This is a genomic window from Robinsoniella sp. RHS, assembly GCF_001029355.1.
GTDB classification, from domain to species: domain Bacteria; phylum Bacillota; class Clostridia; order Lachnospirales; family Lachnospiraceae; genus Robinsoniella; species Robinsoniella peoriensis.
On the sequence record NZ_JNGB01000086.1, the window covers coordinates 1 to 26,227 of the forward strand.

The following is a 26,227-nucleotide window of genomic DNA, read 5'->3' on the forward strand; positions in this document are numbered from 1 at the left end:
TTCAAATAGCCGTTCATTATTTATAATATCCTGGGCTGTCACATTCTGGTTTGCCCCGGTAAGGATAGAAATCGTACTTTCCCCGTCATTTTGTACATGTATGTAAGCTTTTCCCGTGCTGGCGCTAAGATCCCTTCCGATTCCCTGTATATCTACACCATTTTCCTTCATAGCACTGTAAATCAGAGCGGAATCATAGTCAGTTCCAACCTTGCCGATCAGGGAGACGGGATGACCCAGGCGGGCAGCGCCGATTGCCTGATTTACCCCTTTCCCTCCCGGGAAAGTAGTGGAACGGCTTGTGCTGACTGCTTTTCCGGAATGAGGCAGCTCATCTAGATTTAATGTAATATCAATATTGATGCCTCCGACCACTACAATTTTCGGGGAACGGTTTGGATAGGGAACATCCAGGCTGGCAGTGTGGTCCAGTAGGGATGTCTGGTAAAAGCTGAGATCAGAGAATTCTCTTTTTTCACATTCTTCAATCAAGTGTCTGCAAATAAATTTTCCAAATTCATAGTAAGGAACCGGAATACCGGAAATTCCAGGGTATTGAATCTCCCCCGGGACATCATCCTTCAGCGTAATGAGAGAAATATCATATGGAATCCGATAATGGAATTTGTCCAGCTGTTCGTAGAGAGCAAGGCATAATGAAAAGTGCGAACATAAAATGCCGGTGAGTTTCCGCGCGACAATATCTGAATACCAGCTTTCAGAATCTGTTGATAGAACCATGCTGTCGGTAAACGGAATCTGATTGTCGTACAGGCATTTTTTGAACCCTTCCAGAATGAGCTGTGAGCGGTGTGTGCCGGGTGACAGGAGACAGGCAATTTTATGATGTTTATATTCAACCAGAATCCTGGCGGCCTGGTACCCCAGAGAGGAAAAATCAATGCAATAGCTGTTATCCGGAGCTGATGATCCACAAACAGCATATGTAATATTCAATTTTGCAAAATGGTGCCCGTGACAGAGGCTTTGGCTGCTTACCGGATCCCAGATAACGCCGTCTACCTTGTTTTTACAGAGTGCAGTTATATTTTTCAACTCTTCCTGCGCGCTGTTAATACTGTCACAGATTAAAATATGATAGCCGTTTTCCCGTGCGGTGGACATTATTCCATCCAGCAGAAGACGGGATTTTGAGGCGGATTTTAATAATACACCCAATACAAAAGTTTTAGCAGTAGATGCAATTTTTGCCGAGGAATAGGGGGTATAATTATATTCTTTAACGATTTTCAAAACACGGTTTCTGGTTTCGGCATTGATGTTCTCATCCTTGCTGTTTACGATCTTAGAAACGGTGGAAATGGATACACCGGCTAAACCGGCAATTTCTTTAATTGTCATATCACTATTACTCCAAGTTTAAAAAAGGTTGTCAGGTGTGCTTGCAATGACATAATTATCATATATGAACTGTATTTTGTCAATTGCTATTTGACTTAAATTGTATAAATAGCACAAAAAACAATTTTCTGAAATAGTTATATCTAACAAAGTATGAGGAATAGTATTGACATAAAACGAAAACGTGATAAGATAACATCAAGAAATTGATTTAAGAAAATTATTTTCCTAAACTAGCAATTATATTTTGAAAGGAGGAGCAGAGGAACTTAATTGATGTTGCAGCTTATATTCTTAGTGCAAAGTATAGAACTGCAATTGTATACTAAATCTATCATCTTATATACACAAGAAAAATACGCATGTGATCTGCAGGACAGAATTTGCAGAAATTGAGAAGATGCGTAAAATAAAAATTCTCTTACAGGAGGAAGTTGAAATGACAGACCAGGAATTAATCAGAAAATTAGAAAGACCGGCAGGTCCGGTAGACGTTGTAATCGATACGGACACTTACAATGAGATTGATGACCAGTATGCTTTGGCTTATTTGATTAAGTCAGGGGAGAAATTAAGGCTGAAAGCAATCTATGCGGCACCTTTTCACAATGAAAAGTCTGCTGGACCCGGAGATGGAATGGAGAAGAGCTATCAGGAGATTATGAATGTGCTGGAGCTGATGGAACGGGAGGATTTAAAGGAAAATGTCTTTAAGGGGGCGGTTAAATATCTGCCGGATGAATCGCAGCCGGTAGAATCAGCTGCAGTAAGAGATCTTGTGGAAAGAGCTATGGAGAGAAAAGAGGATAATCCTCTTTATATTATTGCCATAGGTGCAATTACCAACATTGCTTCTGCAATTATAATGGAACCGGAAATTGTAAACAGGGTGGTAGTGATCTGGCTGGGGGGACATGCCTATGACTGGCACGATAACAGGGAGTTTAATTTATTCCAGGATGTTGCGGCAGCCAGAGTAGTGTTTGATTCAAAAGTACCGCTGGTACAGCTGCCCTGTATGGGAGTTGTTTCCCATTTTGCGACTACTGGTCCGGAACTTAAGTATTGGCTGTCCGGCAAGAACAAGCTTTGTGACTATCTGGTAGATGTAACGGCCGCGGAGGCGGACAAATATGAAGAAAGCGCCTGCTGGAGCAGGGCAATCTGGGATGTTGCGGCGGTAGCATGGCTGCTGGATGAGTCCTTTATGCTGGATCGTTATGAACACAGCCCGGTTCCGGAGTACGATGACCGGTATGCCTTTGACCGGACACGGCATCTGATTAAATATGTTTATGCCATTAACAGAGACCGGCTGTTTGAAGACTTATTTCATAAACTGACAAGTTAAATATAAGAAGAAAATGATGGAGGAAATTACGATGAAAAAAAGAGTTGCAGCAATATTATTAACGGTAACGATGACAGTATCTGCATTGACCGGTTGTGCAGGAACAGGTCAGGAGAAAGAGACGCAGGCGTCAGGAACAGGGGAAACAGCAGGCAGTGAAAAGAGAAGCAGTGATACCGGCAAGGAAGCTGAGTCTCAGAGCAGCGACGGCAAAGCCGGGAATTCTAACAAAGCAGATGCAAAGTCAGATACTGCCCAAAAGCCCTTTGAAGGGCAGACAATTACCTGGGTATCACAGGGAGTAGGTGACAATGCATGGGAAGGTCAGACAAAACCTCTGATAGAAAAATTTGAGGAAGAGACCGGAGCAACGGTAAAGACAGAGTGGTATTCTTTTAAGGATTTATTTGAAGTAATAGAAGTGAAAGTGGGGTCAGGCTCCTCTGATTATGACGTATTAAGCGTGGATGTTCCAATGGTGGCAGGTTATGCTGACAGGGGCTATCTGGCGCCTATGGATGAATATTTTACCGAGGAAGAAAAAGGGCAGTTTATAGACTCGGCAGTGACAGCAGGCAGTTGGAATGGGAAATTCTATGCTCCTGCAATGAATACTTCTTCCCAGCTTCTCTGGTACAATAAGGCGCTGCTTCAAGAGGCGGGTATAGAAATGCCGGAGTCGGATACTGAGAACCGCCTGACCTGGGAACAGGTAGAAAAAATGGCGAAAGACACCCTTGCTGCAGTTGATCCGGATGGAACTATGGGAATTGCCGGGCTTATGTTTCAGCAGGTAAGCAGAACTTACCAGATGAATCCTCTTGCAAACAGTCTGGGAGGAAAAAATATCGGAGATGACGGATACGGGGTAGATGGTGTCATTAATGATGAAAGCTGGGTAAAAGCTTGTACCTGGTATCAGAATCTCTACCAGGAAGGAGTTTCGCTCAGAGGGATTACAGCAGATGAGGTTACGGATACCTTCACGGCTGGCAAAGTGGTATTTATGGTCGGCGGCACCTGGACGGAGGCAAATTGTGCACAGAAGAGTTTTGAAGACTATGGTTACTGTCCGGTTCCGGCTTTTGAAGGACATGAGGATCAGGTGGGAACTTCAACAGGAAGCTGGCATTTTGGTATCCCGGCTAATTCCCAGAACAAAGATCTGGCAGCTTATTTTATCAAATGGTTGTCTTTAGGAGAAGGAAATGACATGTGGCTTGATATTAACCATGACGTTCCATCCACGAAGGCAGCAGTAGATGCAATTCTGAATGATGACAACGCCGATGGTATTATGAAAATAGCAGCATATGAAGCAGCAAATACAGCTGTTCCAAGGGCACTTACCCCAGGTTACACCGAGTATGATACGGTAATCACAAATACCTGGGAAGATATTCGCAACGGTACTGATGTGAAGACGGCACTTGACAATGCAGTATCTCAAATCAACACTGCAATGGAAAAATACAAAAAATAGAAGGCACAGAGGTGATATCGTGTTTAATCTGACTAAAAAATACTGGTTTATTCCTTACCTTATGATACTGCCTGCATTTGCGCTTATACTTATATTTAAAATATCTCCGATTATAAGTACGCTGTTGGAGGGAATTATCATTGATTCAAAATTCACCTTACATACATATCTGACCCTATTTCAGGATCCTGTATTCTGGAATGCTTTATGGGTTACTATTGAAATTAATATTGTGATGATTCCACTTCAGGTACTGCTGGCATTCCTCATAGCTATGCTTGCCAATACTACCATTAAGGGCATTGGGATTTTCCGCACAATATTTTATCTGCCGGTAACCATTTCACTGACAGTAGCCACTATTTTATGGAACATGATGTTTAATCCTAATAACGGTATTATCAACAGTTTATTAAGTGTATTTGGAATCCCTGCCCAGGGATTCCTGATCAGCAAGAGCCAGGCACTTTGGTGTATTGTTATTATTGCAACCTGGAAGGGTGTGGGCTACTGGATGATGTTTATCCTGGCAGGGCTTAAAAACATCGATACATCCATTTATGAGTCGGCCAGAATTGATGGTGCCGGTTGGATAAAGACAACAACCCGGATTACACTTCCTCTTATCAAGCGTGTTTTACTATTTGTATTTATTGCAAATACCACTGCAAACGTACTTCTGTTTGTACCGATGCAGATGATTACAAATGGAGGGCCTGAAAATAGTACAAACGTGCTGATGTTTGAGGCATACAAATCTGCATTCAAGTTTATCGACCGTCCCAGATCTTCTGCAATCGTAACTGTGCTGCTGCTTATCATCGTATTGATCTGCTGCCTGCAGTCCTTTATTTTATCAGATAAGGATGATGATACAAACGGGAAGAAAAAGAAAGGGAGGAAGAGGGCATGAGCAGAAGACAAAAAAAGATTATAAAAAATGTGGCAATATATTTTGGACTTGCCTGTGTGGTACTGGTTACGCTTTTTCCTTTACTGTGGGGAATATCCGCATCTTTTCGAAATGATAGTGAGTTATATAAATATGCGCTTCCGTTTTCCATACACACACTGCTTCCGGTTAACTTTACGGCAGAGGCTTATGTGAAGATCTTTACGGACTTTAATTTTCTGCAGCCGATTCTAAACACGCTGTTCGTAACGGTAGTATCTATATTCTTAGGCTGCATTGTTAACAGCGTTGCAGCTTTTGCATTTGCAGCATTTGATTTCAGGTTTAAGAAGATATTATTTGGTATCATATTGCTTTCATTTATGATACCTTTTGAGGCAATCGCGCTTCCGTTATATTCCATAGCAGATAAGTTCGGACTGGTGAATAGCCGGATGGGAATTATTCTCCCCGGAATTGCCAGCGGTCTGGTACTGTTTCTGTTTGTACAATTTTTTAAGGAGATTCCCGGAAGTCTGGTAGAAGCGGCAAGAGTGGATGGTGCAGCTTTGCCTGCGATCTTCTTTAAAATCATTATACCACTGTCTGTTCCGGTATTTATAACCGCAGGGCTGATGATTTTTATGGATCAATGGAATTCCTATCTTTGGCCCCTGCTGATAGCCAGAACCAGAGAAATACGAACCATACAGATCTCATTGTCTTCTTTTCAACAGGAACGTTCCACGTTGTGGTCGTGCCTGTATGCAGGCTCCATGATATCTGCATTAATACCGCTGTTTTTATTCCTGCCCTTTCAAAAGTACTTTGTGCAGGGTATCACCAGCAGTGGTGTAAAAGGATAATTAACATCAGTTAGAAAAAAGCCCCTGCTTCTTACCTGGAAGCAGGGGTAATATAATGCAGTTTTCTATTTCGTTTTAAAGGATTCCAGCTGGGTAAAGTTATTATTTATATCAAAGCTTAAGATATGGTTTTGGGTATCCTGCCCGTATGACAGATAAAAGGTATCATTGATGTATAAGCCACGGGCGTTGTTAATGGCAAGGCTGTAATCTTCGGTGCCTTTAAAGGTATATACAAGTTTATTCTGAAACCCATCCTCAGGATCGTAAGAAAATACCATATAATTATCAGCATCGGTACGACAGTGAAAACCAAACAGGTTTTTATCAGGATTAATCATAATAGCTTTGTAATTAATGAGACCTTGGGAATCATTTGCATCCTTAATAATGTATTTGTGAAGCTCTTTGACATTGGAGGGGTCCGAGAGATCAAACATTGACATTTTCATTCCTTTATAAGCACCGCTTTCCGGATCTACTTCATACCCGATCCCCAAAAGTTTATCTTTGCCATAAAAATGAAGGTAGGATGAAAAGCCTGTAATCTTCAGTTCCCCAAGGAGTTTCGGATGATTTGGGTCAGACAAATCTACAGAAAATAAGGGATCCATTTGTCTGAATGTGACAAAATATCCGGTATCACCCAGGAAACGTGCGGATTGAATAGTTTCACCCGGTGCCAGGTTCTCCAGTTTTCCACAGGGGTTCAGAGATTCGTCATAAATATACAGGTTATTTACACTTCCGGTATTCTCACTATAGGAGGTGGTAACGATCCGCAGATAACCATTGTGTTCATTCAGAGAAAAGGAGTTATTGAGCGCGCCTTTTGCTTCGGCGGCGCTTACTGGTGCGATACTGCCTTTCTCGTATTGAAACTTCATAATCTGTGTAGTATTAGTGGAACCATTCCAGTCATTTGTACAGATATATATATTCTCAGTGCTTACATAGTAAAGATAGGCCGCAGAAACGATTGCTTTCTTTGACAGTATTGTATCCGGCGATTTGATATTAATTGCAGTAATGATCAGATAGGCAGGAGAATTTAAAAACTCCGGGATATAAATATCTGAAGAAGAAAGATTTATGCCGTTTATTTTGGGAATAATGGTACTGTCTTCCCTGGTTTGTTTTAAAACCGGTGAATATTCTGAAAACAGATAAATGTAATCGCCTGTTTTACGGCTGGTCTGATAATGCCCATCCTGCGTCGTGGTTCCGGTCAGTTTGGGAGCGCTTCGGTCTGAAATATCATAAGTATATAACTTTGTAATCAGATTTCTGTTAACAGAATAGATGTCTTTTTTTGCATCTGCGGAATCCACCCAGGCTATGTCGTCCTCGATGATACTTCCGTCAGATTCAGTTGATCCGCTCTGCATAGTGGTTGTGGATGCAGTAGTTATAATATTTAAAATATTCTTGCTAATATAAAATTCTTCTATTGTTTCAGAAAAGTCTTTGAAATCAATGGAACTGGATTCGTTTAGCTTGCTGCCGTCAGCGGCGATGATGTGGAGCTTATTATCGTTCCCTAAAATATAGAGGTAATTTCCATCTGTTTTTACCACGTCACCTTCATCCACACCGGTTTCCTGAATATTGGTAGACGAATAATCGCTGCTGTCTTTTGCTCCGGTATCCATTGCCTTCGACTCTGTATTTCCCCCGGCAAGTCCGTCTGCCATTTCTTTGCTGCTTTCCATATCACCGCCTATACCGGCACCTGTGCTGGCTTTTGCTTCATTAGTGATCCCTCCCTCCTGCATCGAAAAGTTTTTAACCAGGGTGTTGTAGAGGACATCATAATTCTGAATAGGTGCGACCTTTCCGTCGGGTGAGGTTTTTGGTTCAGAGATCACGGTATCATTACCGTTATCATCTACAGAGGATTCCTGACCGTTTTCAGGGGCGGTGGCAGCTTCTGTTAAACCTTCCCCCGCCCCCGCATCCTGATTACCGGAAGATCCGGAAGCTATTTCACTTATAGATTGATTTGGAATCCGATTCACTGTCCATACGGAAATCAGTGCAATTAAAAGTACGGCAGCGGCAGCGCCTAATCGATAAACAGGAAATTTCTTTTTCTTTCCGGCATCCAGTGGCGGTGTATAATGTTCCAACCGGTCTTTGATATGATCCGGATCCAGCGATTCAGGCGGTTCTACAAAATCAGCTGATTTTTTTATTCTATTTAAAAGGTCTTTTTCATCCATAATAAGACACTCCTTTCGGTTAATGGTTATCGGGTAAGAATTATTTCCATTTTTTTCAGCGCACGGCTTTGCTTTGAACGTACCGTATTGGGACTTAATAAAAGCGTAGTTCCAATCTCACGGCTGCTGTAACCGCCAAATAAATTCAGAGCAAGAATAAGACGTTCTTCATCGTTCAGTGCTGCAAACGCTCTGCGCACGTCCATATCCTCGCAGACATCACGTTCATGGTCTGCAAAATCTTCCGGTAATTCAGTTGTTTTTTGGAGATACTGTTTCAGGCGTTTCTTGCACTTATTCGCAAGAATACGAAAAATCCATGCTTTAAATGCGCTTGCATCACGCAAAGAGCTTATTTCCAAGTATGCATCCATAATTGTATCACTTACCACATCCTCTGCGTCGTGGCCATTCTTTAACGTATACAATGCAAACCTGTATAAATCCTGATACACTAATTCATATAACTGCGCAAAGGCATCTGCCTGGCCAAGCTTTGCTTTTGATGCCAGTTCGGCAAAATCTGCCATAACCTCACCCCTTTTCCACAGAGCCACGGCTGCGGCATCTGTTGTTCTACATGTAGTTCATAGATATAGTGTAATATAATATGGGAATTGTTGCATTAAAAATATATTTGGGTTTCGCTGAGTAAGGGACGCTTTGTAAATGACAGGTAGTGTACAGAAAGATGGGTGTGGGTAACTGGCATGGGCTCCGTCAGCTGGCCGCAGAACTGGTATTTTCTAACCTTTCCGAAGCGCTTTTTGGCGGCACGCGGGTATTCACCGAGAAATCCTGATGCATTTCTCGGTTCAGTACCCGCTTAGTATCAGATGGGAGCCAGTCGAATACTATCCGCCAAAAAACACTTCGAAAAGCTAAGTAAATACTCAGCTCTGCTCTGCGCTTCCTCCGCCCATACCAGTTTCCCACACCCATCTTTCCGAGATAGCATTCGTTATACAAAGCTGGTTTTCTCAGCAGGTTGGAACCCCTGGGCTGTGGCAGGCTGTTCTTTATTGGATGCTGCGCAGTATGTTTCGGCTCTTTGCGTAACAGAAGAAGGAAGTTTGCTCCTTTTTCTAGGTTATAGAATGAAAAACAAATTCCGTTCTAAAGATCAGCTGCTTTACGCCAATCGCGTCTGCCCCCTCCTCTTTCCGTACACTACCTACATCTACAAAGCGTCTTTCCTCAACTAAACCTAAATACAATATCAGTCTTGACTTTATTTCAGATATAATTTACGATGAAAGAAAAAGTTCATAAATATATATTTGATTTTATTATTTATATAGAAGAGAGGGTTAAAATAATGTTTGAAATACGAATGATAACAGCACCTTTAATAGGGGCGGTGATAGGGTATTGTACGAATTATATTGCGGTTAAGATGATGTTCCGTCCGCTGCGTCCGGTTAAAATAGGTAAGTATACGCTGCCTTTTACTCCCGGGATTATTCCAAAGGGGAAGGAACGCCTGGCTAAAGCCATAGGAGCGGCAGTGGGAAAACAACTGCTGACCAAGGAGACGATGGAAGGTGTACTGCTATCTGACAGCATTAAAGAGAAAGTAGGAGATGCCCTGGAGGGGATTATAGAGGTACAAAGTGAAAATGAAATGCAGCTGGGACAGATTTCGGATGAGATTGGAAGCAGTGTAGCAGGGGAAGTCATTAAAGGGATTCTGGAATCGGTGCAGGGCAGCTTTCTGGCTATGATGGTAAATGAAAAGATGCTGGAGAATTTCCGGGAACCAATTGCAAAAAAGGTTAACGATGTCACAATCGGACGGATTGTAACCATGGTGAAGGACTCGGATGTTCCGGTCAGAGTTTATGCCATTGAAGCATATGAGAGACTGGTAGAGGAAAAACTGGGAGATATGATGGAAAACATTAATATCTCAGGGATTGTCCAGGAAAAAATTAATGAAATGGATGTTCTGGAAGTAGAAGAACTGCTGATGTCCATTATGAAAAAGGAATTGAATGCAATTGTAAATCTTGGGGCACTAATCGGTTTTATTTTAGGCTTGATTAATCTGCTGTTTTAAATATAGAGGCGGATTCCTGTTAAAACAGCTCTGATCCGGGTAGAATGATAGAAAACAGGAAGGGAGCGGGCATATATGAATATTAAGGATAATACCATTAGTTATTTGAAAGAGTATGGTCATCTGACTTTTCAGGAGAAGGAATTTAACCTGGTTGACAGTTTGATTTTATGCCAGTTATCCTATTTTAAACTGGATACGATTGTAGGAGGACTGGAAGAGAATAAGAGACCGGTTTTTATCAAGAGTCTGCGCAGACATCCCCAATATGAGCATTTATACGGAGATACCAGATTCGAAGAGCAGTATCGGGCTTTTTATGTGGCACTTTATAACAGTCCCAGGTTTCGGGATATTTCTATGAATTATTTTATGGACATTTTGGATGAGGAAATGGAAATGCAGTTTTCAGCAGTCACTTTTTTTATGGGTGACTGGATTTATATTGCATACAGAGGTACGGATGAGTCAATTGTAGGTTGGAAGGAAGACTTTAACATGGCTTTTATGAGTCCGATCCCCACTCAGGTGGCAGCGCTGCGCTATCTGGAGAAGGTAGGGGGACTTTGGGAAGGCAAAATTGTACTGGGAGGTCATTCCAAGGGCGGAAATGTGGCAATGTATGCCGGAATAGAGTGTCAGGAGGAGATACAGAGCAGAATTTTTAAAATTGACTGTTTTGACGGGCCGGGGTTTCGGGATGATGTATACAAAAAGGCAGAGTATTTAGCTATTTCAGAGCGAATCCAGAAAATTGTTCCTGAGAAATCATTTGTGGGTATGATGTTTCAGAATAAGATTGACTATAAAGTGGTTAAGAGCACCGGAACTGGAGCCCTTCAGCATGACCCCTATACCTGGGTGATCAAGAATGGTGATTTTGATTATGCAGAAGAAATTTATAAGACTTCCCTTTACAAAGACGAGGCTTTTAATCAATGGATTTGTGCAATTCCTTCCGATCAGAGACAGGAATTTGTGAATTCGTTGTTTGAGATTATTAAAAGTACAGAAGCGGCTACTTTAATTGAACTGACCGAAGAATGGTATAAAAGCACACTGGCAATGCTGAGTACCTTTAAACATCTGGATAAGGACACGAAACGTTCCATTCGAAAGATTATCTTTTTACTATTTAAGAATGGAAGAATTAGTAAAAAATAAGAATTTTATAAGGAAGTAAGATCATAAATTATGATATACTATCAACGTTCGTTGTCTGGTATCAGATAGCCGGATAAAATATTTAAGACCCTGATTAAGTGAAGGAGAGGATTATGGATATAGTAGAAATTTTAAAAGCGATTTTGTTTGGTATTGTGGAAGGAATCACAGAGTGGCTCCCAATCAGCAGTACCGGACATATGATTATTCTGGATGAAGTAGTGAAATTAAATGTTTCAAAAGAGTTTTTATCAATGTTTCTTGTAGTAATTCAATTGGGAGCAATTCTCGCAGTTGTAGTATTATTTTGGAATAAAATATGGCCTTTTTCAACAAAGGAACAATATTTTATAAAAAAAGATACATTTTCTATGTGGTTTAAAATATTAGTGGCATGTGTGCCGGCAGCAGTTATCGGACTTTTGTTTGAAGAGCAGTTTGATGAGTGGTTTTACAACTATCAGACAGTAGCCATTGCTTTAATTGTATTCGGTATTTTGTTTATTGTAATTGAAAACAGGAATAAACATATAAGACCCAAAATTAATTCTCTTGCAGAGATTACTTATACAACCGCTATCTGGATTGGTATATTCCAGTTGATTGCAGCTGTTTTTCCGGGAACGTCCCGTTCAGGTGCAACGATCTTAGGCGGTATTCTGGTGGGATTGTCAAGGACAGTAGCGGCAGAATTTACATTTTTCCTGGCAATTCCGGTTATGGCAGGAGCCAGCCTTTTGAAAATAGTGAAATTTGGATTTGATTTTACCGGAGCGGAACTTGCCATATTATTAATCGGTATGGCAGTTGCTTTTGTGTCTTCCATTATCGTAATTAAATTCCTGCTTAGTTATATTAAGAAAAATGACTTTAAGGTCTTTGGCTGGTACCGGATTGTACTTGGTATCATCGTATTATTATTTTTTATGCTAAGATAAGAAAGAAGAAACAATTTCCGGGGCAGTATTCAATTAAGCTATTGGATATACTTGGAGGTAAAGGTTGAAAGAAAATTATGATTTAGAAAGGAAGCCACAGTGGATTCTTTCAACCTGTTTTATTGTGGCAGTATTGCAGGCAAGCCCGCAATATGCAATGGGTATAACTATGGAAATTATACTACCCGATCAGGTGAAGTTAATTATAGAAAAATTAGAAGAAAATGGATATGAGGGTTTTGCGGTAGGGGGGTGCGTCAGAGACGCTCTCCTTTTTCGTAACCCCGATGACTGGGATATTACCACTTCGGCGAAACCGGAGCAGGTAAAATCCCTCTTTAAGAGAACGGTTGATACGGGTATCCAGCACGGAACGGTTACCGTTTTATTGGACAAGGAAGGCTTTGAAGTTACCACATACCGGGTTGATGGAGAATATGAGGACAGCAGGCATCCTAAGGAAGTCTGCTTTACTTCTAACCTGACAGAAGACCTAAAGCGCCGTGATTTCACTATTAATGCCATGGCATATAGTGAAAAACGGGGGCTGGTGGACGAATTTGACGGGGTAAATGATTTAAAACAGCACATCATTCGATGCGTGGGGAATCCGGAGGAGAGATTCAGCGAGGATGCACTTCGGATACTGCGTGCAGTGCGTTTCGCAGCACAGCTGGGATTTCAGATTGAGGAGGCAACACTTTCATCCATCCGCAGACTGGCACCAAATTTAAGTCACATCAGTGCGGAGCGGATACAAACGGAGCTGTTAAAGCTGATCGTATCCCCGCATCCGGAAACCTTGCGCCTGGCCTATGAAGCAGGGATTACAGCAGTTATCCTTCCGGAATTTGACCGGATGATGGAAACACCTCAGAATAACCCTCATCATATTTATAACGTAGGAGAACATACACTAAAGGCGCTGCAGTCTGTGAAAGCAGATAAGGTTCTTCGTTTGAGTGTATTGTGCCACGATTTTGGGAAATCTGTTACCAGAACGACGGATGAGTCCGGCAGGGATCATTTTTATGTACATGCAGAAGTGAGCAGCCAGATGGCGAAAGCTCTGCTGAAACGCCTGAAATTGGATAATGAGACCTTATATCAGGTAGAAAAACTGGTAAAATATCATGATTATCACCCGGGAACAAATGCAAGAAGCGTCAGGAAAGCAATCTTTAAAATAGGAGAAGATCTTTTTCCGAAGCTGTTAGAGCTGCAAAAAGCAGATATTCTGGCACAGAGCACCTATCTGCAGGAAGATAAACTAAATGATCTTAAGCGTATTGAAGAACTTTACCATACGATACTACAGGAAAAACAATGTCTTTCCCTTAAGGATCTGGCTGTAACCGGAAGAGATCTGATTGAAGCCGGAATGAAGCCCGGGAAAGAGCTGGGGATATGCCTTTCGAAACTTTTAGAGGTTGTTCTGGATGATCCTGAGAAAAATAGTAAAGAAGAACTTCTGAGCATTTTAAATGAAACAAAAAAGTGAAAAACCTTTTCAGAAACACTCCTTCATATTTTAGAATACCCCCGCATAAGATAGAGGGAGTAAGGGATTGGGGGGATTGGAGTGAACGATAGAGGTTTAAAAGTATTAGAACAGTATGACTTAAAGGTGGCCGCTACCAGGAGAGGCCGTGGCTCCTATATCTGCGAGACAGATAAGGGAAAGAAACTCTTAACGGAGTTTTCCGGTTCGGCAAAGAGACTTGCCTTCCAGAATAAGGTCCTGGCTTTGCTGAAGGAGAATGGGGTTTCAAATGTAGACTACATATTGGAAAATATGGAGGGAAACCTGGTTTCATATGACAGAGATGAGAATGGATATGTCGTTAAGGACTGGTTTGAAGGGAAAGAGTGTGATACAAAAAATGAAGAAGATATCGCAATTGCCATTAAGAACCTGGCAATGATTCATAAGGTAATGCGTATGGAGGGAACAGAGGAGGACATGGTCTATCAGGGCGGTGACCTGGTAGAGGAGCTGGAACGCCACAATCAGGAGCTAAAAAAGGTACGTGCCTTTATGCGGAGCAGGAGAGGTAAAAATGCGTTCGAATCTAAGTTTCTGGAAAGCTTTCCTGTATTTTTTGAACAGGCTGAGGATTCTGTACGCCGTATTAAGGAATCTACTTATGAGAAACTGCGTCAGGAATCGCTGAACAAGGGACAATTAATACATGGATGCTACAATCAGCATCAGATATTGATCGGCCGTGACGGTGTTTCGACCACCAATTTTGACAAGTGCCGCTATGATATCCCGGTAACGGATCTGTATCAATTCCTTCGCAAAATCCTGGAAAAACAGGATTGGAATATTGCCCTTGGAATGAAAATGCTGGGGGAATATGGAAGCGTAAGGCGGATTTCCGACATGGAAATGGAGCATCTGATGCTCCGGCTGTATTATCCCGAAAAGTTCTGGAAACTGGCAAACCAGTACTATAATATGAACAAGGCATGGATCCCGCAGAAAAATGTCGAAAAGCTGGAAATCCTGATGAAACAACAGGATCAGAGAAATTGTTTCTTAAAAATACTGGAATAATGATTCCTTTTTTCCTGTTTCTATTATATAATGTACCCAGAGACAATTTTCAACCGTTAACGTGGAAAAGCGTCTGTATATTATAAACTTAGGCAGGAGGTAGTACAATGGATTACAAGAGTATTTACGAAGGATGGCTGAACAATCCATACTTTGATGAAGCCACGAAAGATGAATTAAAAGGGATTGCAAATGATGAAAATGAAATAAAAGAGCGTTTTTATGCGGATCTCGAGTTCGGAACAGCCGGACTTCGTGGTATTATAGGTGCCGGAACAAATAGAATGAATGTATATACTGTACGTAAGGCTACACAGGGTCTGGCTAACTACATAGCAAGCGTTGGCGGCAAAGAAAAAGGTGTTGCGATTGCATACGATTCCAGGAGAATGTCTCCTGAGTTTGCAGATGAAGCGGCACTTTGCCTTGCTGCAAACGGAATTAAGGCTTATGTTTTTGAATCCTTAAGGCCAACGCCGGAACTTTCCTATGCAGTTCGTAAGCTTTCCTGTATCGCAGGTATTAATATTACAGCCAGCCACAATCCGCCGGAGTATAACGGTTATAAGGTATACTGGGAAGACGGCGCTCAGATTACGCCGCCGCACGATACCGGAATTATGGATGAAGTTAAGAAGGTTACTGATTACAGCACAGTGAAAACCATGGATAAAGAAGCTGCAAAAGCTGCAGGACTTTATACGGTAATCGGACAAGATATTGACGATGCATATATTGAAGAACTGAAAAGCCAGGTAATTCATTGGGATGCTATTAAAGCGGAACAGAAGAATCTGAAAATTGTATACAGCCCCCTTCATGGAACCGGAAATATCCCGGCAAGAAGAGTATTAAAAGAGCTTGGGTTTGAAAATGTATATGTTGTAAAAGAACAGGAATTGCCGGACGGTGAATTCCCAACAGTAAGCTATCCGAATCCTGAAGCGAAAGAAGCATTTGAGCTGGGACTTAAGCTTGCCAAAGAAGTGGATGCAGATCTGGTACTGGCAACAGATCCGGATGCAGACCGTCTGGGTGTTTATGTAAAAGATGACAAAACAGGAGAATACATTACGTTGACCGGAAATATGTCCGGATGTCTCCTGGCAGATTATGAAATTGGTCAGAGAGCTGCATCAAAAGGTCTTCCGGAAGACGGTGCACTGATCAGTACTATCGTTACCACCAATATGGCAGCAGCAATTGCCAGGGCTTATGGTGTGAAATTTATCGAAGTCCTCACCGGATTTAAATTTATCGGCCAGCAGATCCTTGGATTTGAAACCAGTGGCAAAGGAACCTATCTGTTTGGGTTTGAAGAGAGCTATGGCTGTCTGATCGGAACCCATGCCAGAGATAAAGATGCGATTGTTGCAACGATGGCACTGTGTGAAGCAGCGGCATATTACAAGAGCCAGGGTAAGACTCTCTGGGATGCCATGATCGATATGTATGAGAAATACGGCTACTACAAAGATGATATTAAGTCCATTACCTTAAAAGGAATTGAAGGACTTGCCAAGATCCAGGAGATCTTAGAGACACTGCGTAATGATCCGCCTGTACAGATTGGCGATTACAAAGTACTTTCTGCAAGAGATTACAAAAAGGATACGATTAAGAACATGGAAACAGGAGCAGTTTCTCCAACTGGTCTGCCTAATTCCAACGTTCTCTATTACGATTTAAATGATGATGCATGGCTGTGCGTCAGACCTTCCGGAACAGAACCAAAAGTAAAATTCTACTATGGTGTGAAAGGTACTTCCCTGAAAGATGCAGATGACAAGTCCGCAGCTCTTGGAGAAAAAGTACTGGCTATGATCCAGGAGATGCTCTAAAATGGACAGGCAGTATAGCTTTGAGGACTATTGCCGGATTATTGCCCGTCTGAGGGCAAAGGACGGCTGCCCCTGGGACAGGGAACAAACCCATGACAGCCTGAAGTCCTGTCTGATTAATGAGTCTGCAGAAGTGCTGGCAGCGATTGATATCTATAACGAAACAGGTGACAGTGAGAACCTCTGTGAAGAATTGGGGGACTTGCTGCTGCAGGTGGTATTACATACCCAGATTGCATCTGAAGAGGGTTTATTTTCCATAGAAGATGTAATCCAGTGTGCAGGGGAGAAAATGATCCGCCGGCACCCTCATGTATTTGCAAGTGAAAATGCCGGAACATCGGCTGAAGTCCTTGTAAAATGGGAAGATATCAAGAAAATGGAAAAACAAGGAAAATCAAAAGAAACGGAAGAAATACAAAAAAGAGCCTTGACAAAAGCGAAAGCGGAAATGGCGCAATATTTGTTGTGAATAAATTCTTAATTCTTGATGAAAACACCAATAAATAGCGGAAATTCCTTGACAAAATCTGTACGAGAGTTTATAAATAGACATAAGGACTTATCTTGCAAGGCGAGTTATAGAGTTCGAAAATATAAATATATTCTGTATAGAACAATAAGAGAAATCAGAGGAGGAATTATTCCATGAACAAAACAGAATTAGTTGCAGCTATTGCTGAAAAGACAGAATTATCCAAAAAAGATGCGGAAAAGGCATTAAAAGCATTTACGGATGTTGTTGCTGAAGAATTAAAGAAAGGTGAAAAGATCCAGTTAGTTGGCTTTGGTACATTTGAAGTGTCTGAAAGAGCAGCTAGAGAAGGAAGAAATCCTCAAACAGGCGAGACAATGACAATTAATGCATCTAAAGCACCTAAGTTCAAAGCAGGAAAAGCATTAAAGGATTTGATCAACGAATAATTCAGTAAAGATAAGATTAGGGGGACTTCGGTTCCCCTTTTTGCTTGTCGGCATGAAGGGCAATTTGTGAGTATCATAGGATATTTACGATATGCATGGAGGTAATAATGAGACTAGATAAATTTTTAAAAGTATCCAGGCTGATCAAGCGCAGAACCGTAGCAAATGAAGCCTGTGATGCAGGCAGGGTACTCATCAATGAAAAAGTCGCAAAAGCTTCCACAAATGTAAAGGAAGGCGATGTCATTGAAATCCAGTTTGGCACGAAGGCTGTCAAAGTGGAGGTACTGGATGTCCAGGAAACAGTAAAAAAGGATGAAGCGAAGGAACTGTACCGTTATTTGTAGACCGGTGTAATCCTGATAAGGGGTTCCTGACCGAATTTGCCTAACGATTTCAGGCATAAAAAATTAAATAGAAAAGCATCTGAAAAAGATGTATAAAACCCCGTTTTGGCTAATATATTAAAAAGAGATATTGCCAGGCGGGGTGATTCTATGGATGAAAAACAGATCGTAAGAGCACATAAGGTAACCATGAGTGGAAGAAAGACAGGAACCATCAGTGGAGTATCGGATGTGCTTTCTTTTGATGAAAACGAAGTGGTTTTAGAAACGGATCTGGGGACTTTACAGATAAAAGGAAAAGAGCTGCATGTGAACCGGTTGACACTGGAAAAAGGGGAAGTAGACATCGAAGGGAAGATAGACAGTCTGATTTATTCCGAAAACGGACATTCCAAGAAACAGGGTGACTCTCTGCTTGGAAGGCTGTTCAAGTAGGCGCTTATGAGTGAAGTAATTCAAAACGAGACATGGTTCTTTCTGACTTCGGTTGCCACAGGGGTTTTACTGGTATTTGCATATGATTTGCTGAGGATCTTAAGAAGGGTCTTCAAACACGGTACGATACTTACCGGAGTGGAAGATTTTCTCTATTGGTGTGTGACTGCTTTCGTCATTTTTTGTATGATATATGAAAAAAATAATGGAGCGATTCGCGGATTTGCCATCGCGGGAATTTTGCTGGGTGTCATTTTATATCACGAAAGCGTGAGCGGTTACATTGTCAAGGGGGTTTCCACCGCATTAAATTTCATATTCCACTGGGTTTCGACATTATTCAGCTTCATATTCCGACCAATTTCGAAACTTAAAAAATTCTTAAGAAAGAATTTGGTAAAAACATTGAAATCTGGAAAAAAAGCGGGTAAAATAAGACTACGTAGAAAAAAATGGGGAAAAATTAGTAAGGAAGGGTCATATGCGCAAAAAAAGAAGAGATAGAGGCAGCAACCGCCGGGGTATGGTTTGCATCTCAGCGGTGGTGCTTGTTCTTTTGGTGACACTGTTTGTTCAAAGTAATACTATAAAGCAGAAAAATGCCATATATACAGCACAGGAAGCACAGCTCCAGACGCAGCTTGAGGCAGAGGAGCAGCGTGCGAAAGATATTGAAGACATGAAGGCTTATATGCAGACGAAAGAATATGCAGAAAAGGTAGCCAGGGACAAGCTGGGATTAGTGTACAAGGATGAGATACTTTTCAAGGAAGATGAATAGAAGGGGAAGCCTTGAATTGGGTCTTATGGAACGTATTTAACGAATTTACTCGAAAATTAAAAAAATTTCCAAAAATCAGTTGACAAATGGGAAAGAAATCGATATAATGGGTATCGTTGTGGCGGAATAGCTCAGTTGGCTAGAGCACACGGTTCATACCCGTGGTGTCGAGAGTTCAAATCTCCCTTCCGCTACTGAAATCAGGCATTATGGTTTATCCATAGTGCCTTTTTTGTATATACGTTTTAGCCGCGGGCAACGAGCCAGACGTACGCGCCTGCGGGTTCATTTGGCTCGTTGCCTGCGCGCATTTTGTCAAAAGATTCCTTGTTTTTGATCCTTGTTTTTGACAAATATTTTTCTTGCCCCGGTCTATAATACCACCTTAAGAGCAGAATTTCAGGGAGGTTAAGAACATGGGGGATTTCATCATAGCTGTTCTCGTAGTAAGTGTCTTATGGATACTATGGGATTTGTTAAAGCTGCTCGTGAGAGAAAAAGAAAAAGGCGAACCGGCGACAGAGTTTGTAAACGGACCGGGTAAGGAAATGATTGGAAAGATAGCAGATTCTTTTCAGGATCTTGCAAATACATTCCACAGTATGCCTTGTCAGAAGGAACGTCTGTCACAGGGTGATGTGAAAGAAATTTTTCATGAAGTACAGGACCGGATATGCAGCCAGTGCGCCATGTGCAGCAACTGCTGGGAGAAGGAACATTACAATACCTACCGCAGGGTCTATGACATCCTTTCAGCGATAGAAGAAGAAGGGGAAGAGATCAGTGCGGACAAGCAGGTGGAATTCATTGAGTACTGCATCCATGGAAGAACTTTTCTGGAAGAAATGGTACAAGTATTTTCAAGGGCTAAGCTAAACCTGCTGTGGAGCAACCGCCTATTGGAAAACAGATCCGCTGTTGCGGAGCAGCTCCATGAAACTGCTGATATTGTACGCAAGATTTCCGATAATGTCTATGATGTAAAAAATGTGGATGAGGATTTCAGAGAAAAGGTTAAGATGCGCCTGAGGCTGCGGTTTGTGGTGGTAAAGGACTTATGGGTGCTTCCGCAGGATCAGGACAGGCAGCAGATATTTATGACAATGAGGTCTATGAAAGGGAGATGCGTCTCTACCAAAGAAATTGGTATTGTTCTCAGTGAGATTTGTAAAAGCCCTATGGTACCGGCTAAAGATTCCCGGATGATGATAAACCGGGAGTACAGTACGGTACTTTTTGTATCGGATACCAAATTCAGTGTCTTAAATGGTGTGGCCAGGGTAACCAGAGATGGGGAAATGATTTCCGGTGACAATTTTGGTTTCTTAAGCAGGGATAATGGTCAGATGATCATGAGCCTCTCTGATGGGATGGGTTCCGGCATCGGTGCATGTAAAGAAAGTGAAAAAGTCATTGAACTGCTGGAACAATTTCTGGACGCAGGCTTCAATAAGGAAACAGCGGTCAGGATGATCAACTCAGCGCTGGTGCTGCAGGGGGGAATGCAGATGTTTTCTACCATCGACCTATGCGCCATTGATCTTTACAATGGAAGCTGCGAACTGATGAAGATCGGAGCCTCCACTACTTTCTTTAAGCGGAATAACTGGGTTGAGGCGGTCACAAGTACAAGCCTGCCCGTGGGGATGCTGCAGACGGTTGATTTTGACTGCACCAGTAAAAAGTTAACTTCAGGAGATTTTATTATTATGATATCCGACGGGGTGCTGGATGCGCTGCCGCCTAAAAATGCGGAAGAGGTGATGAAGGAGCTGATTATGGAGATTCAGACAACGAATGCCAGGGAATTTGCCAAAGCACTTCTGGAAAGAGTACTTATTTATCAGAACTGCAGGGCAATGGATGATATGACAGTACTGGTGGGAGGAGTCTGGAAAAAGTAATTGATGCTTGCATTTTCCATAAGTATTCTTTATATTAGTAGTTATATAGTCGGAAGTATCAGAAATCCGGCATAAAAATACGGGAGAGCCAGGTTTGAAAGAAAAGCGCTTTCAAACTACCAGTACAGCATTGCGTAAGCTGGCTTGTAATATTCAGGGGGAGATGCATGCAGAAAGTGTTCCAATATATACAGAAATATAAAATGATTGAAGAAAATGACAGTGTTATAGTGGGCGTATCCGGAGGAGCTGATTCGGTATGCCTGCTTTTTGTGCTGCTGGAGGTAAGAAAGAAAATTCCTTTTTCTATACAAGTTGTCCACATTGAACATGGAATTCGTGGACAAGACAGTCTGGATGATGCAGACTTTGTGGATAACCTTTGTAAAGAGAAAGGGATTCCTTTTTATTTATATTCCGTGGATGTGGTAAAAGCAGCACGGGATAAGAAAATATCTGTAGAAGAGGCAGGCAGGGAGGCTAGATACGAGGCATTTGCGGATGCCATGGAACGCCTTAATGGCAATAAGATTGCGGTTGCCCATAATGCAAATGACCAGGCAGAGACAATATTGTGGAATCTGGTACGTGGAAGCGGTCTCAGGGGGCTGTGCGGAACCAGACCGGTGCGGGATTGCATTATACGGCCGCTTCTAGATACATCCAGAGCCGAAATTGAGTCGTATCTCACAGAAAGAAAGATAGCGTACCGGACAGATATTACGAATCTGTCCGATGATTATACCAGAAATAAGCTGCGTCTCCATGTCCTTCCTTATCTGGAAAAGGAATTAAATGGGGCAGCAACTGCCCATATTGCAGAAACGGGGCAGCATTTGCAGAAGATAGAAGCGTATATGGAAGAGGCTTCCAGGCGGGAGGCAAAAGACTGTATCTGCATTTCAAACGGGAAAGCCTTAATTGATACGGCGATTTTTTCCCAAAAGCCGGAGGTGATAAGAGAATACCTCTGCCGGTTCTGTTTAAAAGAGATCGGATGCGGACTCCGGGATATAGGAAGTGTCCATATCGATAATCTGATGAAACTGCCGGATCTGCAGTCAGGGAGAATGATTCAGCTGCCGGGCGGGTATCGGGCGAAACGTCTTCCCGGCCAGATCTGCATTGCCAATGAAGAAGAAAAGCCTGTGGAAAAGGCGTACATGGGTTTTCAGGAGCAGGAATTGCAGGTTCAGGTGCCCGGAACTTACGTTATCGGTGGAAAGCGGGTAATTTTTACCACGGAAATATATGAAAACCAAAATATTAAAGAAAAAGCATATACGAAATGGCTGGATTATGATAAAATATACAATGCAGTTTCTTTACGCAGCCGCCGAAGCGGGGATTATTTTATCACAAACCGGGAGGGCGGTAAAAAGAAATTAAAGTCTTATTTTATTGATGAGAAAATTCCTCAGGATGAGAGAGACCGGATCTTACTCCTGGCGGATGGCCCCCATATCATGTGGATTGTGGGATATCGCATCAGTGAGGCATATAAAGTTACAGAAGATACAAAAATTTTATTAAAGATACAAGTGGAGCAGGAGGCAGACTAATGGAAGATAAGATCCGTGTGTTAATACCGGAAGAAGAGGTAAACAAAAGAGTAAGAGAACTGGGTGAAAAGATCAGTGAAGAATATGCCGGTAAGAAAGTGCATTTGATCTGTGTATTAAAGGGCAGTGTATTTTTTACCTGTGAACTGGCTAAGAGAATTACTGTACCGGTGACAATGGATTTCCTGTCGGTGGGAAGTTATGGGGCAGGTACAGAGTCCAGCGGGGAAGTTAAGATTAAAAAAGATCTGGATGAATCCGTTGAGGATAAAGATATTATTATTATCGAAGACATTATTGATTCGGGAAGAACATTAAGCCGGTTGGCACAGATCCTGAAAGAAAGAAAACCGAGCAGTATGACAATCTGTACGCTGCTTGATAAGCCGGAACGACGTGTTACAGATGTAAAAGTGGATTATGTGGGATTCAATATTCCAGATGAATTTGTTGTAGGTTTTGGTCTTGACTATGCGCAGAAATACCGTAATCTTCCATATATCGGAGTAGTGGAGCTGTAATTGTCGCAGAAGCTTACGTGGTGTTATATTAGTACATTATTACGCAATGAAGTACTACCAGAGAATTACAGAGAGGAGATTTAAGGCATTGAATAAGAGTTCAAGAAATTGGGGCATCTACATTGTAATTGCCGTGCTCGTGGTTGCAGCATTTATGATGCTGCGGGGCGGATTATCCATGCAGGAGACGTACAGCCTTCAGGAATATTCCACAGCGCTGGACAGCGGTAATGTGGTGAAAGTAGAGATTCATCAGAACAGCCAGGTGCCAACAGGACAGTTATATGTATATTTAAAAGATGGAACGACCAAGAAGCTGAATGTGTCGGACGTAAAAGAGTCCCAGGCTCAGCTTGCAGAAAAAAATGTTCCAACCGTTTTATTTGATATTCCGAAAGAAAGTATGTTTATGACAACCATTTTCCCGGTACTGTTGATGGGGGTTATGATGATATTCTTATTTAGTATGATGAATCGTCAGGCATCCGGCGGGAATAATAAAATGATGAATTTTGGAAAGAGCCGAGCAACCCTTACCACTCCGGACAGCAAGCGTGTAACCTTTAAAGACGTTGCAGGCCTGCAGGAGGAAAAAGAAGACCTTCAGGAAATCGTTGATTTCTTAAAGGAGCCAAAGAAATATCTTCAGGTAGGCGCCAGAATACCAAAAGGTGTACTGCTGGTTGGACCTCCGGGAACAGGTAAAACCCTCCTGGCGAAAGCAGTGGCAGGAGAAGCAGGAGTACCGTTCTTTAGTATTTCCGGTTCTGATTTTGTGGAAATGTTTGTAGGTGTCGGTGCATCCCGTGTCCGTGATCTGTTTGGAGAGGCCAAGAAGAATGCGCCTTGTATTGTGTTCATCGATGAGATTGATGCGGTAGCCAGAAGAAGGGGAACCGGAATGGGCGGCGGCCACGATGAACGTGAGCAGACTTTGAACCAGCTGCTGGTTGAAATGGATGGTTTTGGTGTAAATGAAGGCATCATTGTAATGTCAGCTACGAACCGTGTTGATATTCTGGATCCGGCAATTTTAAGGCCGGGACGTTTTGACCGTAAAGTGGGTGTTGGTAAACCGGATATCAGAGGCCGGGAAGAGATCTTAAAGGTTCATGCAAATGGCAAACCCCTTGGGGATGATGTAAATCTGGAAACCATAGCACAGACCACGGCAGGATTTACCGGAGCAGATTTAGAGAACCTGTTGAATGAAGCAGCAATTTATGCAGCAAAGGATAACAGAGGATATATTAAACAGGAAGATATTAACCGTGCATTTATCAAGGTCGGTATCGGAGCGGAAAAGAAAAGCCGTATTATTTCAGAAAAAGAGAAGAAGATTACCGCTTACCATGAAGCAGGTCATGCAATTTTATTCCACTTACTTCCGGATGTGGGTCCGGTGCATACCATATCCATCATACCTACCGGAACCGGTGCTGCTGGCTATACGATGCCGCTGCCTGAAAAGGATGAGATGTTCAATACCAAAGGGCAGATGCTTCAGAACATCATTGTAGATCTGGGCGGACGTGTGGCAGAGGAACTGGTCCTGAACGATATTACAACGGGAGCTTCCCAGGATATCAAACAGGCTACCAAGCTTGCTAAGGCGATGGTAACCCAGTTTGGAATGTCTGACCGGGTAGGACTGATCCATTACGGCAGTGACGATGATGAAGTTTTTATCGGCAGAGATCTGGCGCATACCAGAGCATTCAGTGAACATATTGCAACTACCATCGATGAAGAGGTGAAGAGGATTATTGACGATGCCCATACAAAGGCACGTTCTATGATTGAGGAGCATATTGAAGTGCTTCACAAGTGTGCAAAACTGTTGATTGAAAAGGAAAAAATTGGCCGGGAAGAGTTCGAAGCACTGTTTTAGTGAAAAGTGCACAAAAATTGATAAGCAAATTTGTGAAGTTTGTGCACACTTATTCGGACAATGATGATATACTAATCATCGTAAAACCCCCCCCAATACATTATATAGTTTTTGCTACACCCCATAAGAAGAAATACCTTCTCCAAAAAAGACAGCAGATTACTGGCTGTCTTTTTTACTGTTTTGGGATAAGAGCGCGTTTGAAAACAGGCTCTGACAGCAAATAAGGCTTGTAGTAACTGTAGGAATGATATAGAATGGAATCAGGATATGATTAAGGAGTGTGATCATGGATAGTAATCAATTGGAACGGATACAGAGATCATGGCAGTATGTAATGCGGATGCGGCCTGTTTTCGATATGGAAGCATTGTTTAGTGATGAAACTGAGAATTACGTGATGCCGATGGAACCGGAACCCCATGAGACGGTAACAATACGCTTCAGAACAGCGAAAAATAATGTAGATGCCGTGTATTTTATCAGTGGCGCAGACAGGCTTATAATGCAGTTTGAAGAGAGCCTGGGGGATTTTGACTATTATAAGATTGAAATTACTGTAGGAGAGAATCCTTTACACTATTATTTTGAAATACAGACCGGAAAGTTTCGGTGCTTTTATAATAAAAGAGGTGTATCCAGGAATTTGCAGGAGTACTATGCGTTTGCTCTGATGCCTGGATTTAAGACCCCTGACTGGGCAAAAGGCGCAGTTATGTATCAGATCATGGTGGACCGTTTTTATAACGGGGATAAAAGCAATGATGTGGAAGACAGAGAATATTTTTACATTGGAGACCATGCTTCCGGTGTGAAAGACTGGAACAAACGTCCTGCATATATGGGAATCCGGGAGTTTTACGGCGGAGACCTTCAGGGTGTAATGGATAAGCTGGATTATTTACAGGACTTAGGCGTGGAAGTTATATATTTTAACCCGATATTCGTTTCGCCATCCAACCATAAATATGATATACAGGATTACGATTATATTGATCCCCATTATGGGAAAATTGTAAGTGATGGGGGACAGGTGCTGGAACCCTGGGATAAAGATAATACACATGCGACAAAATACATTAAGAGAGTAACCGACAAAGAGAACCTGGAGGCAAGCAATG

25 protein-coding genes and 1 tRNA gene are annotated in these 26,227 nt (G+C 42.1%); 23 read left to right on the top strand and 3 right to left on the bottom strand.

The window, feature by feature from the left end:
• Nucleotides 1-1,362: PfkB family carbohydrate kinase (locus tag RHS_RS22260; RefSeq protein ID WP_047834408.1), on the bottom strand; the 1,362-nt coding region annotated here is incomplete at its 3' end.
• 439 nt (nucleotides 1,363-1,801) lie between these two features.
• Between RHS_RS22260 and RHS_RS22265 the strand changes: the two genes are divergently transcribed.
• From RHS_RS22265 to RHS_RS22280, 4 genes are read left to right on the top strand one after another with little or no spacing between them, the layout of a single operon-like run.
• The gene (locus RHS_RS22265) at nucleotides 1,802-2,713 is read left to right on the top strand and encodes a nucleoside hydrolase (protein WP_047834416.1); all 912 of its coding nucleotides are present in this window, start codon (nucleotides 1,802-1,804) and stop codon (nucleotides 2,711-2,713) included.
• Between the two features lie 31 nt (nucleotides 2,714-2,744).
• Nucleotides 2,745-4,196 (top strand): extracellular solute-binding protein, encoded by a 1,452-nt coding sequence (locus tag RHS_RS22270; protein WP_047834409.1) that lies wholly within the window; start codon nucleotides 2,745-2,747, stop codon nucleotides 4,194-4,196.
• A gap of 19 nt (nucleotides 4,197-4,215) precedes the next feature.
• The gene (locus RHS_RS22275) at nucleotides 4,216-5,109 is read left to right on the top strand and encodes a carbohydrate ABC transporter permease (protein ID WP_395023353.1); all 894 of its coding nucleotides are present in this window, start codon (nucleotides 4,216-4,218) and stop codon (nucleotides 5,107-5,109) included.
• A complete protein-coding gene (locus tag RHS_RS22280) occupies nucleotides 5,106-5,954 on the top strand; it encodes a carbohydrate ABC transporter permease (protein ID WP_027295029.1) in 849 nt (282 codons plus the stop codon). The genes RHS_RS22275 and RHS_RS22280 overlap by 4 nt, the downstream gene beginning before the upstream one ends.
• A gap of 65 nt (nucleotides 5,955-6,019) precedes the next feature.
• Here RHS_RS22280 and RHS_RS22285 read toward each other — a convergent pair whose 3' ends face one another.
• Together RHS_RS22285 and RHS_RS22290 are read right to left on the bottom strand one after the other, a co-directional pair.
• A complete protein-coding gene (locus tag RHS_RS22285) occupies nucleotides 6,020-8,176 on the bottom strand; it encodes a beta-propeller domain-containing protein (protein WP_047834410.1) in 2,157 nt (718 codons plus the stop codon).
• 26 nt (nucleotides 8,177-8,202) lie between these two features.
• Nucleotides 8,203-8,706: an RNA polymerase sigma factor gene (locus RHS_RS22290; RefSeq protein ID WP_047834411.1), complete on the bottom strand. Its 504-nt coding sequence runs from the start codon at nucleotides 8,704-8,706 to the stop codon at nucleotides 8,203-8,205.
• A gap of 149 nt (nucleotides 8,707-8,855) precedes the next feature.
• Between RHS_RS22290 and RHS_RS31660 the strand changes: the two genes are divergently transcribed.
• The 19 genes from RHS_RS31660 to RHS_RS22380 all read left to right on the top strand — a co-directional run.
• Nucleotides 8,856-8,978: a hypothetical protein gene (locus RHS_RS31660; RefSeq protein ID WP_394910270.1), complete on the top strand. Its 123-nt coding sequence runs from the start codon at nucleotides 8,856-8,858 to the stop codon at nucleotides 8,976-8,978.
• A 516-nt stretch (nucleotides 8,979-9,494) separates the two neighbouring features.
• The gene (locus RHS_RS22295) at nucleotides 9,495-10,235 is read left to right on the top strand and encodes a DUF445 family protein (RefSeq protein ID WP_047834418.1); all 741 of its coding nucleotides are present in this window, start codon (nucleotides 9,495-9,497) and stop codon (nucleotides 10,233-10,235) included.
• A gap of 75 nt (nucleotides 10,236-10,310) precedes the next feature.
• A complete protein-coding gene (locus RHS_RS22300; protein WP_047834412.1) occupies nucleotides 10,311-11,399 on the top strand; it encodes a DUF2974 domain-containing protein in 1,089 nt (362 codons plus the stop codon).
• A 113-nt stretch (nucleotides 11,400-11,512) separates the two neighbouring features.
• Nucleotides 11,513-12,337: an undecaprenyl-diphosphate phosphatase gene (locus RHS_RS22305; protein ID WP_047834413.1), complete on the top strand. Its 825-nt coding sequence runs from the start codon at nucleotides 11,513-11,515 to the stop codon at nucleotides 12,335-12,337.
• Nucleotides 12,338-12,506: 169 nt separating this feature from the next.
• The gene (locus tag RHS_RS22310) at nucleotides 12,507-13,838 is read left to right on the top strand and encodes a CCA tRNA nucleotidyltransferase (RefSeq protein WP_047834419.1); all 1,332 of its coding nucleotides are present in this window, start codon (nucleotides 12,507-12,509) and stop codon (nucleotides 13,836-13,838) included.
• A gap of 81 nt (nucleotides 13,839-13,919) precedes the next feature.
• Nucleotides 13,920-14,900 carry a CotS family spore coat protein gene (locus RHS_RS22315; RefSeq protein ID WP_027295022.1) on the top strand — a complete coding sequence of 327 codons (981 nt, stop codon included), beginning with the start codon at nucleotides 13,920-13,922 and terminating at the stop codon, nucleotides 14,898-14,900.
• 107 nt (nucleotides 14,901-15,007) lie between these two features.
• On the top strand, nucleotides 15,008-16,741 hold the full coding sequence (locus tag RHS_RS22320) for a phospho-sugar mutase (RefSeq protein ID WP_027295021.1): 1,734 nt from the start codon (nucleotides 15,008-15,010) through the stop codon (nucleotides 16,739-16,741).
• A gap of 1 nt (nucleotide 16,742) precedes the next feature.
• Nucleotides 16,743-17,213, top strand: a complete 471-nt coding sequence (locus RHS_RS22325; protein WP_047834414.1) for a MazG family protein — start codon at nucleotides 16,743-16,745, stop codon at nucleotides 17,211-17,213.
• 176 nt (nucleotides 17,214-17,389) lie between these two features.
• Entirely contained in the window at nucleotides 17,390-17,665 is a 276-nt protein-coding gene (locus RHS_RS22330) for an HU family DNA-binding protein (protein ID WP_027295019.1), read from the top strand.
• A 107-nt stretch (nucleotides 17,666-17,772) separates the two neighbouring features.
• Complete coding sequence (locus RHS_RS22335; RefSeq protein WP_027295018.1) at nucleotides 17,773-18,012, top strand: RNA-binding S4 domain-containing protein; 240 nt, start codon at nucleotides 17,773-17,775, stop codon at nucleotides 18,010-18,012.
• Nucleotides 18,013-18,162: 150 nt separating this feature from the next.
• Entirely contained in the window at nucleotides 18,163-18,447 is a 285-nt protein-coding gene (gene yabP, locus RHS_RS22340) for a sporulation protein YabP (RefSeq protein ID WP_027295017.1), read from the top strand.
• Nucleotides 18,448-18,453: 6 nt separating this feature from the next.
• The gene (gene yabQ, locus RHS_RS31665) at nucleotides 18,454-18,951 is read left to right on the top strand and encodes a spore cortex biosynthesis protein YabQ (protein ID WP_052431065.1); all 498 of its coding nucleotides are present in this window, start codon (nucleotides 18,454-18,456) and stop codon (nucleotides 18,949-18,951) included.
• Nucleotides 18,929-19,228 (top strand): septum formation initiator family protein, encoded by a 300-nt coding sequence (locus tag RHS_RS22350; protein ID WP_027295016.1) that lies wholly within the window; start codon nucleotides 18,929-18,931, stop codon nucleotides 19,226-19,228. The genes yabQ and RHS_RS22350 overlap by 23 nt, the downstream gene beginning before the upstream one ends.
• Before the next feature lie 120 nt (nucleotides 19,229-19,348).
• Nucleotides 19,349-19,422 (top strand) — tRNA-Met (locus RHS_RS22355).
• 222 nt (nucleotides 19,423-19,644) lie between these two features.
• A complete protein-coding gene (locus tag RHS_RS22360) occupies nucleotides 19,645-21,132 on the top strand; it encodes a SpoIIE family protein phosphatase (protein WP_027295015.1) in 1,488 nt (495 codons plus the stop codon).
• Nucleotides 21,133-21,299: 167 nt separating this feature from the next.
• On the top strand, nucleotides 21,300-22,694 hold the full coding sequence (gene tilS, locus RHS_RS22365) for a tRNA lysidine(34) synthetase TilS (protein ID WP_047834415.1): 1,395 nt from the start codon (nucleotides 21,300-21,302) through the stop codon (nucleotides 22,692-22,694).
• Nucleotides 22,694-23,215: a hypoxanthine phosphoribosyltransferase gene (gene hpt / locus RHS_RS22370; protein ID WP_027295013.1), complete on the top strand. Its 522-nt coding sequence runs from the start codon at nucleotides 22,694-22,696 to the stop codon at nucleotides 23,213-23,215. Before tilS ends, hpt begins: the two co-directional genes overlap by 1 nt.
• Nucleotides 23,216-23,303: 88 nt before the next feature.
• Entirely contained in the window at nucleotides 23,304-25,106 is a 1,803-nt protein-coding gene (gene ftsH, locus RHS_RS22375) for an ATP-dependent zinc metalloprotease FtsH (protein ID WP_027295012.1), read from the top strand.
• Between the two features lie 289 nt (nucleotides 25,107-25,395).
• On the top strand, nucleotides 25,396-26,227 hold an 832-nt coding region (locus RHS_RS22380), incomplete at its 3' end, for an alpha amylase N-terminal ig-like domain-containing protein (protein ID WP_395023360.1).

Bases quoted from the DNA above. Each gene is read 5' to 3' on its own strand.
- tilS (WP_047834415.1), top strand. From the start codon at position 21,300: ATGCAGAAAGTGTTCCAATATATACAGAAATATAAAATGATTGAAGAA.
- RHS_RS22305 (WP_047834413.1), top strand. From the start codon at position 11,513: ATGGATATAGTAGAAATTTTAAAAGCGATTTTGTTTGGTATTGTGGAA.
- RHS_RS22330 (WP_027295019.1), top strand. From the start codon at position 17,390: ATGAACAAAACAGAATTAGTTGCAGCTATTGCTGAAAAGACAGAATTA.
- RHS_RS22280 (WP_027295029.1), top strand. From the start codon at position 5,106: ATGAGCAGAAGACAAAAAAAGATTATAAAAAATGTGGCAATATATTTT.
- RHS_RS22360 (WP_027295015.1), top strand. From the start codon at position 19,645: ATGGGGGATTTCATCATAGCTGTTCTCGTAGTAAGTGTCTTATGGATA.
- RHS_RS22325 (WP_047834414.1), top strand. From the start codon at position 16,743: ATGGACAGGCAGTATAGCTTTGAGGACTATTGCCGGATTATTGCCCGT.
- yabP (WP_027295017.1), top strand. From the start codon at position 18,163: ATGGATGAAAAACAGATCGTAAGAGCACATAAGGTAACCATGAGTGGA.
- RHS_RS22335 (WP_027295018.1), top strand. From the start codon at position 17,773: ATGAGACTAGATAAATTTTTAAAAGTATCCAGGCTGATCAAGCGCAGA.
- RHS_RS22285 (WP_047834410.1), bottom strand. From the start codon at position 8,176: ATGGATGAAAAAGACCTTTTAAATAGAATAAAAAAATCAGCTGATTTT.
- RHS_RS22295 (WP_047834418.1), top strand. From the start codon at position 9,495: ATGTTTGAAATACGAATGATAACAGCACCTTTAATAGGGGCGGTGATA.
- RHS_RS22320 (WP_027295021.1), top strand. From the start codon at position 15,008: ATGGATTACAAGAGTATTTACGAAGGATGGCTGAACAATCCATACTTT.
- yabQ (WP_052431065.1), top strand. From the start codon at position 18,454: ATGAGTGAAGTAATTCAAAACGAGACATGGTTCTTTCTGACTTCGGTT.
- RHS_RS22290 (WP_047834411.1), bottom strand. From the start codon at position 8,706: ATGGCAGATTTTGCCGAACTGGCATCAAAAGCAAAGCTTGGCCAGGCA.
- RHS_RS22270 (WP_047834409.1), top strand. From the start codon at position 2,745: ATGAAAAAAAGAGTTGCAGCAATATTATTAACGGTAACGATGACAGTA.
- RHS_RS22265 (WP_047834416.1), top strand. From the start codon at position 1,802: ATGACAGACCAGGAATTAATCAGAAAATTAGAAAGACCGGCAGGTCCG.
- RHS_RS22350 (WP_027295016.1), top strand. From the start codon at position 18,929: ATGCGCAAAAAAAGAAGAGATAGAGGCAGCAACCGCCGGGGTATGGTT.
- hpt (WP_027295013.1), top strand. From the start codon at position 22,694: ATGGAAGATAAGATCCGTGTGTTAATACCGGAAGAAGAGGTAAACAAA.
- RHS_RS22300 (WP_047834412.1), top strand. From the start codon at position 10,311: ATGAATATTAAGGATAATACCATTAGTTATTTGAAAGAGTATGGTCAT.
- RHS_RS22310 (WP_047834419.1), top strand. From the start codon at position 12,507: ATGGAAATTATACTACCCGATCAGGTGAAGTTAATTATAGAAAAATTA.